The sequence below is a fragment of the Luteibacter sp. 9135 genome (assembly GCF_000745005.1).
Classification (GTDB): Bacteria; Pseudomonadota; Gammaproteobacteria; order Xanthomonadales; family Rhodanobacteraceae; genus Luteibacter.
On sequence record NZ_JQNB01000001.1, the window covers coordinates 2,961,161 to 2,973,473 of the forward strand.

The following is a 12,313-nucleotide window of genomic DNA, read 5'->3' on the forward strand; positions in this document are numbered from 1 at the left end:
AGTCCGGATTCCGTGCCCAACGGTTGCATGCATCACGAATCCATCGCGATGCGCAGTGCCGACGCGCAGGCCAGCGGCGCCAGCACGAGGGCCATGACCAGGCCGGCGCCCAACCAGGCGACCGGCGCGATCCAGGGCAGGCCCTCCTGCGCGGCGGCCACGGCCCCGGCGGCGAAGATCACCACCGGCACGCACAGCGGCAGCAACATGAGCGCCAGAAGCATACCAGAGCGTCGCGAGCCGGCCGTCAGCGCGACCAGGATCGCACCGAGCAGGCACAGCAGCGGCGTGACCAGGACGAGGGTGAGCAACAGCACCGGCATGGCCGCCGGCGGCAGTTTCAGCATGCCGGCGATCAGCGGCGCCACGATGATCAGGGGCAGCGACGACACGATCCAGTGCGCGAGGATCTTGCTGGCCACCAGCAGCGCGAGCGGCTGTGGCGCCAGCATCAGCAGTTCCATCGAGCCGTCTTCGATGTCCGCGCGGAACAGGGTATCCAGGGAAAGCAGGATCGCCAGCACCACCGTCACCAGCACCACGCCGGCGGCGATGCGTGCCAGCAGCGCCGGGTCCGGACCCAATGCGAACGGAAACAGCGTGGCCACGATGATCGCGTACAGCACGGGCAGGGCGATGTCGCCGCGCCGACGCCAGGCCAGTGTCAGGTCGCGCCGCAGCAGCGCGGCGCAGGCGGCCGGTGTGCTTCCCGGCGTCATGCGTGCAGCCGGATGCGGCGCAGGGCGTCGCCGGCGAACGTCACCGCGCCGTGGCTGGTGACGAGGGCCGCGCCACTGCGGGCCGCATGGCCGTCGAGCAGGCGGTTGACCAGCGCGATGCCTTCGCGGTCGAGATTGGCGTACGGTTCGTCCAGTAGCCACACCCGTGCGGGAAGCACGAGCAGCCGGGCCAGCGCCACGCGCTTCTTCTGCCCGGCGGACAACCGGCGCACGGCCTCGTCCTCGTAGCCCGCCAGGCCCACCTCGGCCAGGGCGTCGTCAACATCGGCACCGGTGCGTACCCCGTAGAGGCCCACGGCGAAGTGCAGGTTCTCGCGCGGCGACAGGTCGGCCTTGAGCCCCGGGTGATGACCCAGGAACACCACGGCGCCGGCAACCGTATCCAGCGAAAACGTCGCCCCGTCGAGCAGGACATCGCCCGAGGCGGCGCGCAGCGTTCCGGTGAGCACGCGCATCAGCGTGGTCTTGCCGCTGCCGTTGTCGCCTTCCACCAGGGCGATTTCGCCCGCGCGCAGCGCAAAATCGACCGGGCCGAACACGGGTTCGTCCTGGCGCAGGAAACACAACGAGCGGGCTTCCAGCAGTACCGCGGCGGACGCCGTCATGCGTCGCCCAAGGCCGGGCGAAGGCCGTGCTCGAACGCTTCGGCCGGCAGCGGCGGCAGCGTGGCCCGCAGGGCGCGCACGGCGGCCTCGATATCGACCGTGCCCACGTCGTCGTGGCCCTTGAGCAGTTGCTCGACCAGCATGTCCTGCGCCTGGCCGCGCTCCAGCGCGTAGGCGTAGGGCAGGTGGGTGAAGGTGACCATGCGGTAGCGCGGCAGGTAATGCGACGGGCAGCGCTCGGTCAGCAGGGCGCCCAGTTCGCGCTTGCGCAGGAACACGGGGTCGGCCACCTTGTCGCGCATCTCCACGTAGTTTTCCAGCGCCATGCGCGCGATGGCGTCGGCGTTCGGTTTGCGCCGGGTTTCGAAGGCGGCGAACACCGCGGCCGGATCGGTCGGGTCGGCCGCGAACAGGTCGGCCAGTTCGGCGGCATCCTCGAAGCCGCAGTTCATCCCCTGGCCGTGGAACGGCACGATGGCGTGCGCGGCGTCGCCGATCAGCAGGGCGCGGCCGCCGATGTGCCAGTGATCCAGGTACAGCGTGGCCAGCATGCCCACCGGATGAGCGGCCCAGTCGTGGGCGAAGGTCGGCATGAGCGCCAGCGCGTCGGGGAAGTCGGCGCGGAAGAAGGCCTCGGCCGCGCCGGCACCAGCGATGCTGCGAAAGCTGGGGTGCTCCCCCTCGTTGGGCAGGAACAGCGTGACGGTGAAGCTGCCTTCGCGGTTGGGCAGCGCGATGCACATGTAATGCCCGCGCGGCCAGATATGCAGGGCGTGGGGCTCGATGGCGAACGGCGCGGACGGGTCGCTGCCGGGAGGGATCTCCAGTTCCTTGTAGCCGTGGCCGAGCTCCTCGACCCTTTCACCCAGCGGCGCGTGCCGGTGCATCTGCGCGCGCAGGGCGGAGCCGGCACCGTCGGCACCGATGACCACCGGCGCATCGATGCTGCGCTGCGTGCCGTCCGTGCTGCGCAGCATGAGCGTGCCCCCGTCCAGGTCGGCGGACTCGAGGCCCTGCCCGAAGTGGAAGGTGGCACCCGCGGCCTCGGCGGCGTCGAGCATGAGGCCGTTCAGCCCCTCGCGAGAGACCGACCAGATCACCTCGGAGTCGTCCGCGCCATAGCGCTGCAGGGCGCTGTGGCCGGCCGGATCGTGGACCATGCGGCCGCGCATCATCACCGACTGCGCCAGTACCTGTTCGGCCAGCCCGGTGGCGCGCAGGGCGTGCAATCCGCGTTCGGCCAGGGCGAGATTGATCGAGCGCCCCCCCTGGACGCCGGTCCGGCGAGGGTCGGGACGTTTTTCGAACACGCTGACGCGAAATCCGCGCTGGGTCAGGAGCGTGGCCACCATGGCGCCGACCAGTCCGGCGCCGACCACGGCGATGTCGTTACGGGGCATGACGGCCTGTTGTCGCAGCGCGATAGGGCAAGGCAGCGCATCGTGCGCCGCCGCGTCGCCGGGAGCAAGCCCGGCCGACGCGATGGATCAGCCGGCTTTCTTGCCGGCGCGCGCCTGGCGCGCGGCGACGGGCTCGGCCGGCTTGGCCGTGGCTGCGTCGAGGAAGCCGCGCTGCATCGACTTCCACACGTCGAGGTTGCGTTCGGTCATCTCGTTGAGCATGGACCAGGGAGTCTGGCCCATCAGGCTGTTGAGCTGGGTGCGGAACTGCTGCTGCTGGTCGAGGAACACCTGGAGGCTGCGCTCCAGGTAAGGACCCATGAAGCCCTGCAACGAATCGCCGTAGAAGCGGATGATGTGCGAGAGCAGCTGCGGCGAGAGCATCGGCTGGCCGTGTTCCTCGTGCTCCGCGATGATCTGCAGCAACACCGAACGGGTCAGGTCTTCGCCGGACTTGGCGTCGCGGACCTCGAAAGTTTCCCCGTCGAGGACCAGCTGGCGGACTTCTTCCAGCGTGATATAGCTCGAGATTTCCGTATCGTAGAGACGACGGTTCGGATACTTCTTAATGATGCGTAGGGTTTGTGCCATGCGGCGAAAGCTACCACGAGGTATTGCGCCGCACCAGTTGCCATAAGTCCATGCAATCGTTTGCGTTCTTCACCTTTCCGATTGGAACGATTTAAATAACCGCAATTTAATGTTGCGCAGCATGATCGCCGTTCACGCGGCGCACCCGGGATGGGGTGCGCCGCCTTTTCATCAGTGCGCGGCGGCGCCCGCGGCGCTGCCGAACGGGGGTTTCGCCAGCCACAGGATCGGGATCAGTGCCAGGAACAGCAGGCCGCAGAGCCAGAACACGTCGTTCACGGCCAGGGTCAGCGCCTCGCGGTTGACGATCTGGTCGAGCACGGCGCGCTGCGATGCGCCGTGCAGGTTCATCGATTGCAGGCGGCCCACGTACGCCATGGTGGCCGGCGAGGCCGGATTGACGTACTCGGTGAGCGAGGCGTGGTGGGTTTCGCCGCGGTGCTGCCAGATGGTCACGGTGAGCGCGGTGGACACGCTCGAGGCCAGCGTGCGGCAGAAGTTGGCGAGGCCGGAGGCGCCGGCGATCTGGTCGGGCCGCAGGTCGGACAGGAAGATCTGGTTCAGCGGGATGAAGAAGCACGCGATGCCGATGCCCATGACGAAGCGCGGCAGCACCAGGGTGGCGAACGATGCGCCGCTGGTGAAGGTCGAGAACCAGAACGCGGTGAAGGCGAAGACCAGGAAGGCGAAGGTCACCACCGAGCGAAGTTCCAGTCGCTGGATGTTCTTTCCGATGATGGGCGACATCAGGAAGGCAAGGATGCCCACGGGTGCCGTGGCCAGGCCCGCCCACGTGGCCGTGTAGCCCAGCGTGGTCTGCAACCACAGCGGAAACACCACGGTGATGCCGAAAAACCCCAGCATGCCCAGCGACAGCGCGCTGACGCCCACCGCGAAGTTGCGCCGCGCGAACAGCGACAGGTCCACCACGGGGTATTTCGCCGTCAGCTCCCAGATGACCAGGAAGGTCAGCGCTACCAGCGCCACGAGGCCCAGCGTGAGGATGAGCGGCGAGGCGAACCAGTCGTGGTCGTTGCCGTTGTCCAGCATGAACTGCAGGCTGCCGACGCCGACCACCAGCAGGAACAGCCCCACCGAATCGATCGGCGCGCGCACGGTCTTCGTCTCGCGCGTGCGCAGGATGGCCCACGTGATGACGCCGGCCGCCGCACCGACGGGTACGTTGATGTAGAAGATCCACGGCCAGGAGAAGTTGTCGGTGAGGTAGCCGCCGAGGATGGGACCGAAGATGGGGGCGACCACCACCGTCATTGCCCACATGGCCAGGGCGATGCCCTGCTTCTCCTTCGGGTAGCTGGCCAGCAGCAGCGACAGCGACAACGCCACCATCGGGCCGGAACCCGCGCCTTGCAGCAGGCGGAACATCACCAGCATGGGCATGCTGGTGGCCAGGCCGCACAGCATCGAGAACACGACGAACAACGCCACGGACACGCAGAAGGTCTTCACTTCGCCGAAGCGCTTGGCGATCCAGCCGGTCAGCGGCTGCATGATCGCGCTGGCGAGTGCATAGGAACTGATCGCCCAGGTGCCCTCGTTGGAACTCACGCCGAGGCTGCCCGCGATGTGCGGCACGGCCACGTTGACGATCGTCATGTCCAGGATCTCCATGAACGTCGAGAACGCGACGGCCATGGTGAGCAGGATCAGGGCACCGCCTTGCAGCGGCTTAGGGCCGCCGGGGGCGGGCACGGCATCCGGGATGGCGGGCGCGTCGCTCAAGGCACGCCCGCTCCGAGGTTGTCGCGCACGATGGCATCGGCTGCGGCGTCGGCCTTGGCGGCCACGTCGTCATAGACGGAGGTCTGCGCCACCGGTGTCGTGGCCGGCGACTTCGCCAATACGTCGCCGTCGTCATGGGAGATATCGACGGTGACCGCCGTGGACAGGCCGATGCGCAGGGGATGCTTGTCGAGGTCGCTCGCGTCGAGCGCGATGCGCACGGGGATGCGTTGCACCACCTTGATCCAGTTGCCCGTGGCGTTCTGCGCCGGCAACAGCGAGAACGCGCTGCCGGTGCCCGCGCCCAGGCCGATCACCTTGCCGTGGTACTCGACACCGCCGCCGTAGATGTCGGCTTCGATGCGCGCCGGCTGGCCGATGCGCACATGGCGCAGCTGGCTTTCCTTGAAGTTGGCGTCTACCCACAGGTCGTGCAGCGGAATGACCGTCATCAGCTGCTGGCCCGGCTGCACGCTGTTGCCGAGCTGGACGCTGCGCTGGGCGACGTAGCCGTCGATGGGGGCGACGATGGCGTTGCGCTGCGCGGCCACCCAGGCCTGGCGGAAATTGGCGCGTGCCTGGTCCACTGCCGGGTTGGAGGCGACGTCACCGCCGTCGATCAGGGCGCGCGAGGCATCGGCCTGGCGTTGCGCGGATTCCAGCGCGGACTGCGCGCTGTCCACCGCATCGCGTGCATGCTGCACCTCTTCCGGCGCCACGGCTTTTTCGGCCAGCAGGGGAATACGGCGGCGCAGATCGTCCTGTGCGCGTTTGAGGTCGTTCCGACGTGCGCCCAGCGCGGCGTCCGCGCCGGCCGCCGACTGGGTCTGCTGGCGTACCTGGCGCACGGCCTGCGCCAGCGCACTGCTCGCCTTGCGCAGGGCGACGTCGGCGTCGGTGGCGTCCAGGCGCACCAGCACCTGGCCGGCATTGACGCGCTGCGTGTCGTCGGCGAACACGCCGGTGACGATGCCGGGCACCTGGGCGGAGATGCCTACCTGGTTGCCGCCGACATACGCGTCATCGGTGGTTTCGCGTAGCGAGAAGACGAACATCCACAACAGGAACCATGCCACGGCGGCGACGATGAAGACGAGCAGGGCGATCAGCAGCGCGCGGTTCCGCTTGTGCTTGTTCCTGGGCGCGTTGCCGCTTTCGTCCTGGGGGCGCGGCGTATCGGTCGGGTTGGCGCTCATGGGCTCGGGGTTCCGTTCGTGCGGGGCGTGGAGGGGGTATCGGTGGGTTCGGCGCGATAGCCGCCGCCCAGTGACTTGATGAGGGCGATGTCGGTGGACAAGGCCTGGCCTTGCAGGTCGGCATCCGCGTCCAGTTGCTGCACCAGCGCGGCCTCGCCGGCGAGCGACTCGCGATCGTCGCGTACGCCACGTGCGGCGCGCGCCCTGGCACTGGCGAGCAACGTGTTGGCGGCGTCGATCTGCTCGGCCTGCTGGGTGCGCCGCGCGGCCAGTTGCTGTGCGCTGAGCGCCTGGGTGGCCACGTCGCGCGCGGCGGACACGACGGTCGCGTTGTACTGCGCCACGGCGGCCGCAAGCTGCGCGCGGCTGACGCCGTGGTTCGCTTCCAGCGTGCCGCCCTCGAAGATCGGCAGGTGCAGCGCCGGGGTCAGCGCGAAGACCCGACTGTCCGCGGAGAACACCTTGTCCATGTCGATGCTGGACAGTCCGGCCATGCCGGTAAGGCTGATGTCCGGGAAGAACTGGGCGCGCGCGGCATCCGTGCGGCGCAGGGCCGCTTCCACCTGCCAGCGGCTGGCGGCGATATCGGGACGGCGGGCCATGAGGTCGCTGCCGACGTTGGCCGGCAGGCCGGTGCCGACGACGGGCAGCGGACGCGGCAGCAACGGGGGCAATTGGGCGGGTGACACGCCGACCAGCGTGGCCAGGGCCGCGCGGCGGATATCGGCCGAGCCCTGCAACGCGACACGTTGTTGGCGCGCGCCGGATAGCTCACCGCGTGCCTGCTGTGCCGTGTCCGGCACGTCCACCCCTTGCTTCACGCGCAGCTCGGCGATACGCAGGGCGCGCTCGCGGGCAGCGATCAGGCGGTCGGCGAGGGCGACACGCGAGGTGTCCGCCAGCCAGCCGAAATAGGTGTCCGCCACCATCGCCTGGATAGCCAGCGACGACGCGGAGCGTTCCGCCTCGGCGGCCCGCGCGCTGTCGATGGCGGATTCGAGGGTGAAGCGCTTCTTGCCCCACCAGTCGAAATCGTAGCTGGCCTGGATGCCGATGTCGGCCTGGTTATACCAGGTGAAACCGAGGAACTGCGACGGGATCAGGCCGTGCTCGCTCATGCGCTGGCGCGCCGCCTGGGCGCTGCCGTCCACGCGCAGGCCTGTCTGCGCGGCTGCCACGCGGATGTCCTGCTGGGCGCTGTCCACGCGCGTCTTCGCCTGGGCGAGGTCCGGCGCGCCGCGCAGCGCCATGGTCATCAGCGTGTCCAGCTGCGGGTCACCGTAGGCGCGCCACCACTCGGCGGCCGGCCAGCCGGGGCGCTGGTCGGTGACCAGGCCGGCCAGCGGCACGTCGTCGCGGAGCGCGGGGCGGTCGATCTTCGCCGGCACGTGGCACGCGGCGAGCGCGATGGCGATCACCCCGGCGAGCACGGCGGGACGGGACGGGATTCGGTTCATGGGCTGTCCGATGTATCCATGTGCAGGGCAAGCTTTTTCAGCAGGCCTTCGAGGGTGAGGCGTTCCGCGTCACTGAAGCAGGTGAAGCGGGAGACCAGGTCGGGGAACATCGGAGGCAGGAGCTCGAGGACGAAACGCCGTCCCTCGGGGGTGATCGTCAGCATCACCTGACGCCGGTCGTGCGTGGCGTGGGAGCGGGTGATGAGCCCCCGCTTCGCCAGCAGGTTGGTGATGCGGGTCATGTTGGTCGGCTTCTGCTCGGCCAGCGTGCATAGCTCGCCCGGTGTGGAACGGCCGTCTTCCGCTGAATACAGCATCATCAGCGTGCGGAAATCGCTGTCGTTCATGTCGTACGGATCGAGCCGTGCCTGCACCTCCCGGCGCAGTGCCTCCCCGGTCAGCAGCAGGAGACGGATCAGGAGCACCTCGCGGCGCGGTATGCCCGGAACGATCGCGGCGACGCGATCAATCCCTTCGTACAAGGCGTCGACGCACGGCTTGAGACTGGTCATTTCGCTAGATAATAATTCGCTGATGAATTATTAGCCTAGCAAGCAACCGGGTAGGGCGCAAGCCGGGAGCCGTGAGCTTCAACCTAGGTCAGGCGGAACAGCGCCGATGCATTGGCGGTTGTCGCCGCGGCAATGGTTTCGCGCGTTTCACCCCGAAGTCGGGCGACTGTATCCAGCACCTCGAGCATGAAAGCCGGCTCGTTTCGCTCGCCGCGGTGCCCGGCGCAGGGCTGGTCCGGCGCATCGGTTTCCAGCAGCAGCCACGAAAGCGGCATCGTGGTGACGACGCGCCGGATGCGCGCGGCGCGCTCGTAGGTCACCGGACCACCGATACCGAGGTGAAAGCCCAGGTCGAACAGCTGCCGCGCCTGTTCCTCGCTGCCGGCAAAGCTGTGCACGACGCCACGAAGGCCACCAACGCGCCGCAATGTGTGGATCACCTCCTCGAAGGCCCGGCGCCCGTGCACGATCACCGGCAGGTCGTGTTCCCTGGCGATCGCCAGCTGACGCTGGAAGATCGTCCGCTGCCGGGCAAAATCCAGGCCCTCCACGTACGCGTCGAGGCCGATTTCGCCGACGGCGACGGCCCCGTGTCCTTCCAGCCATGCCGGTAGCTCGGCAAGGTGGCGATCCTCGTGGCGGTCGACGAACAGGGGGTGCAGGCCGAAGGCGGCGGACACGCCCGGTCGCGTGCGGGTGAGGGCGTGGACGGCCTCCCAGTTCGCCCGCGCGATGGCCGGGACCACCCAGCGCCGCACGCCGGCCTGCGCCGAGCGTGCATATATGTCATCGCCGTCGGCGCCGAAAGAGGCATCGTCCAGGTGCGCGTGGGTATCCACCAGATCGAGCATGCGGGTGTTATGCCTGAATGAAGCAAAGGACAGTCTAAGGCGTCGTTCAGTTTAACGAATGTCAAATGTGATCCGAGGGCGACTTTCGGGTGATGGGGCTCGTGCGCCATCGAGGTCGTAGACCTTTTTCAGGAGAGTAAGGTAATGAACAGCTTGAAGATTTCCGTCCTGAATGTGGCACTGGGCGCGGTGCTGGTGTGTGGTCTGTCCGCCTGCAACCGCGATGCGAACGCCGACGTCTCTTACCGTGGCGATGGCAGTGCAGCCCCGGGCGTGGCCGCGGCACCGGCTCCGGCCGGACCCAAGTACGGTCGCGTCGTCAGTGTCGACCCGGTGCGCGAGGCGGCTTCCTCGCCGCAGCGCGAGTGCCACGACGAAGTGGTGACCCGGCACGTGCCGGTGCGCGACGAACACCAGCTTGCCGGCACGGCCATCGGTGCGGTGGCGGGCGGCTTGCTGGGCAACCAGATCGGCGGCGGCAAGGGCCGTACGCTGGCCACGGTGGCCGGTGCGGTCGGTGGCGGTTACGCCGGCCACGAGATCCAGGAGCGTCGCCAGGAAACCAACACCACCACCAGCACGGTCAGGAAGTGCAACACGGTGGCGGGCTCGGCGGGCGACAAGATCGTGGCCTACGACGTGCGTTACGAATACAACGGCGTGACCCGCACGGTGCGCATGGACCATGACCCGGGCGACCGTGTCGAAGTGCAGGAAGGTGTGTCGGTCGTCTCCGACGCGCGTTGATCCTTCATCCCTCGTCTATCCCAAGGCGCCAACATGCACAGCATCGTTCGTAAGTCCGGCCTCGTCGCCGTCGCTATCGCCACGCTTTCCCTGACCGCGTGCTACGACCAGCCGCGTCGCGTGTACCGGGAAGATCGCGTGGTTTATCAGGGTGCGCCCCGCGGGTGCGACCAGTGCGGCGTCGTCCAGGATGTCGAGCAGGTCTACACGCAGCGCGATTCATCGCCGCTGGGCGCGGTCATCGGCGCGGTTGCCGGCGGCCTGCTCGGCAATACCGTGGGCAAGGGTGACGGTCGTTCCGCGGCTACCGTGGGCGGTGCCGTCGTCGGTGGCCTGGTCGGCAACCAGGTGGGCAAGCGCAACGGTGGCGATGATGTCGCGTTCCGTGTCCGCATCCGCCTGGACGATGGCCGCTGGGCCACCGTTACGCAGGTGGACGACCCGCAGCTTCGTCGCGGCGATTACGTCGAGGTGCGAGGCGACCACGTCTACAGGCGTTGATCGTTCAGCCGTATGGACGTCCAAAGAAAAAGCCCGCGAAAGCGGGCTTTTTCTTTGGACTGGACAATTCTCTGGACAAAAAAAGACCCTCATCCGAGGGCCCCTTTTCCCGGGAATCCCAAGCTGCCCGCTCGGATTCCTTTTTTCCCCGCCGATTCACTCGCCGTGTCAGTTGACGGCGTAGAACGCGTGGTCGCCGATCTTGCGCACGATGCGGCTGGCGGACCAGCTCGGTATCACCGCGGCCGTGGCGAAATGATCGGCCTGTGGAACATAAACGAGTCGTTCACTCTTGGGCAGGCTCCAGTTGTTCAGGGAGTCGCCCGCCACCTTCCATGCCTTCGACCACGACACCAGGTCGGTGATCTCGAAATCCTTCGGCGTGGTGGTGATCGCAAACTGATGCGGTGCCGACACCACGTCGCACACTTTTTCGCCGCCCATGCCGCGATCGCGGCGTCGTAGGGCGACTTCCGCCACGGCGTACTGGCCGATGGTCGGTTCGCTACGTGCTTCCAGGTACACCGTCGTCGCCAGGCACGTCTGGTCGGCAAGATGGCTCGGGAGGACGGACGCCATCCAGAGCAAAGCGGAAAGTTTCATGTGTATCTGCCTCCAACGAGCTTTTCCGTCACTTGCGGCGTTTTTCGTGAAAAAGGCCATGGGGGACGTATGAGCGGTAGACGGGCGGGCAGGCCGTTACTACCTGGACCAACCGACTTTCATCCGAGGGTGTAGCTTCAAAAGGCACGGATGAGGCGGGCGTCACACACTGTGACTTTACTGGGCGACTGTCCGGAGTCGCCTGGTATGGGGGTATACCGAAGGGGAGCGGCATCGCGATGCGGCGGCTCCGTCGGTCGACTACGCGCTACTCATGGGCTGCGCGTCGCTTTCATCTCCGGCTTTCGCCGGGTCGCGCCAGAACCGTCATCGTCGACGGATCGTCGCGGGTGTCGCCGTGGAAACATCGCCACGACCACGTGAATGGATCGGCGGAGCCTAGTGGCGCTGCACGAATTCTGCAAGTGCGCGCGCCTTCCGATTCAGCTTCGACTCACGCATATCGTAGGACATCTTCTTGCGAAGGCGCAGAAGATCATGCTTCGAATGTGGATACGATGTGTAGACGCGCGTTGTCGGTTTCAACCATCGTGCCATCGGCACAGCTGTCGTCCAGTACGACAAGCGACGTATTGATTTCATGCGATGCATGACACATCAACACGTTCCCGACCTCCCGTCCGTTTATCCGCAACGATTCACCGTCTTGCAACGCAGCATCGCTGCGCACCACACGCAGGTGCTTCTTGTGACCACCCAGAAAATGCAGTCGCGCGGCAATTTCCTGTCCCGGAAAACAGCCTTTGTCGAACGCCACCGCGTGCAGGCGCTCCATCGACAACGCCGGCGGCAACAGGCGATCGAGCAGATCGTCGGGCAACCATGCGTAGCCTCTTTCTATATGGCGCGGCAACCATGCATCGTCGCCACGCAAAACGCCGATGCGCAGCGACGCATCGCCTTCGCCGAACACGATGACATCACCGTTTTCTTCCGCGCTCATCGCGGCGCGCGCGTCACCATCGGCCACATCGAGTACATCGGACACCGAGATCTTCACCTTCGCGCGGAATACGAAGCGCTTCAGGTCGGCGGCCAGCGCGTCGCCGTCGCCACCGCGGGGGACGGCGACGAAGCGGTCGTCTTCCAAGCGGGCAAGCTGGAGCAGGGCACGAACCCGTCCTTTCGGGTCCATCCAGCCGCTCCATTGCCAGTGGCCGATGGCCAGGCCAGGTACGGCACTGCCGAACTGGGCGTTGGCGAACATGGCCGCGTCGGGTCCGGTGAGGGTGATGCTGCGAGTGGTACGGCTCGGCATGGGCGGGCGCCGGTGGTGACGGAGGCGTAGGATATACGGCCGGCCCAAGGCCAAACCAAGGCGCCGCCCGCCGGCCTAGGTTGTGCTG

General features: G+C 67.2%; 13 protein-coding genes. 2 read left to right on the forward strand and 11 right to left on the reverse strand.

Annotated features, from left to right (window positions below):
• Positions 1–32: 32 nt before the first annotated feature.
• From ccmB to FA89_RS12900, 9 genes are all read right to left on the reverse strand, one after another.
• Complete coding sequence (ccmB, locus tag FA89_RS12860) at positions 33–719, reverse strand: heme exporter protein CcmB (protein WP_036140961.1); 687 nt, start codon at positions 717–719, stop codon at positions 33–35.
• A complete protein-coding gene (gene ccmA, locus FA89_RS12865) occupies positions 716–1,345 on the reverse strand; it encodes a heme ABC exporter ATP-binding protein CcmA (protein ID WP_036140963.1) in 630 nt (209 codons plus the stop codon). Before ccmA ends, ccmB begins: the two co-directional genes overlap by 4 nt.
• Entirely contained in the window at positions 1,342–2,745 is a 1,404-nt protein-coding gene (locus FA89_RS12870; RefSeq protein WP_036140965.1) for an FAD-dependent oxidoreductase, read from the reverse strand. The genes ccmA and FA89_RS12870 overlap by 4 nt, the downstream gene beginning before the upstream one ends.
• 87 nt (positions 2,746–2,832) lie before the next feature.
• A complete protein-coding gene (gene phaR, locus FA89_RS12875; protein ID WP_036140967.1) occupies positions 2,833–3,336 on the reverse strand; it encodes a polyhydroxyalkanoate synthesis repressor PhaR in 504 nt (167 codons plus the stop codon).
• A gap of 171 nt (positions 3,337–3,507) precedes the next feature.
• Entirely contained in the window at positions 3,508–5,079 is a 1,572-nt protein-coding gene (locus FA89_RS12880) for a DHA2 family efflux MFS transporter permease subunit (protein ID WP_036140969.1), read from the reverse strand.
• Positions 5,076–6,275: an HlyD family secretion protein gene (locus FA89_RS12885; protein ID WP_036140970.1), complete on the reverse strand. Its 1,200-nt coding sequence runs from the start codon at positions 6,273–6,275 to the stop codon at positions 5,076–5,078. The genes FA89_RS12880 and FA89_RS12885 overlap by 4 nt, the downstream gene beginning before the upstream one ends.
• Positions 6,272–7,732, reverse strand: a complete 1,461-nt coding sequence (locus FA89_RS12890; protein ID WP_036140972.1) for an efflux transporter outer membrane subunit — start codon at positions 7,730–7,732, stop codon at positions 6,272–6,274. Before FA89_RS12890 ends, FA89_RS12885 begins: the two co-directional genes overlap by 4 nt.
• Positions 7,729–8,244, reverse strand: coding sequence for a MarR family winged helix-turn-helix transcriptional regulator (locus FA89_RS12895; RefSeq protein ID WP_036140974.1), 516 nt, complete (start codon positions 8,242–8,244; stop codon positions 7,729–7,731). Before FA89_RS12895 ends, FA89_RS12890 begins: the two co-directional genes overlap by 4 nt.
• A gap of 83 nt (positions 8,245–8,327) precedes the next feature.
• Positions 8,328–9,095: a TatD family hydrolase gene (locus tag FA89_RS12900; protein WP_036140976.1), complete on the reverse strand. Its 768-nt coding sequence runs from the start codon at positions 9,093–9,095 to the stop codon at positions 8,328–8,330.
• 144 nt (positions 9,096–9,239) lie between these two features.
• On the opposite strand from FA89_RS12900, the gene FA89_RS12905 reads away from it, so the two are divergent.
• Together FA89_RS12905 and FA89_RS20835 are read left to right on the forward strand one after the other, a co-directional pair.
• On the forward strand, positions 9,240–9,842 hold the full coding sequence (locus FA89_RS12905) for a glycine zipper 2TM domain-containing protein (protein ID WP_036140978.1): 603 nt from the start codon (positions 9,240–9,242) through the stop codon (positions 9,840–9,842).
• A 33-nt stretch (positions 9,843–9,875) separates the two neighbouring features.
• Positions 9,876–10,343 (forward strand): glycine zipper 2TM domain-containing protein, encoded by a 468-nt coding sequence (locus FA89_RS20835; protein WP_036140980.1) that lies wholly within the window; start codon positions 9,876–9,878, stop codon positions 10,341–10,343.
• A 168-nt stretch (positions 10,344–10,511) separates the two neighbouring features.
• Here FA89_RS20835 and FA89_RS12915 read toward each other — a convergent pair whose 3' ends face one another.
• On the reverse strand, positions 10,512–10,946 hold the full coding sequence (locus tag FA89_RS12915) for a cell wall hydrolase (RefSeq protein ID WP_036140981.1): 435 nt from the start codon (positions 10,944–10,946) through the stop codon (positions 10,512–10,514).
• Between the two features lie 496 nt (positions 10,947–11,442).
• Positions 11,443–12,225: a CAF17-like 4Fe-4S cluster assembly/insertion protein YgfZ gene (gene ygfZ / locus FA89_RS12920; RefSeq protein WP_036140982.1), complete on the reverse strand. Its 783-nt coding sequence runs from the start codon at positions 12,223–12,225 to the stop codon at positions 11,443–11,445.
• Between the last annotated feature and the right edge of the window lie 88 nt (positions 12,226–12,313).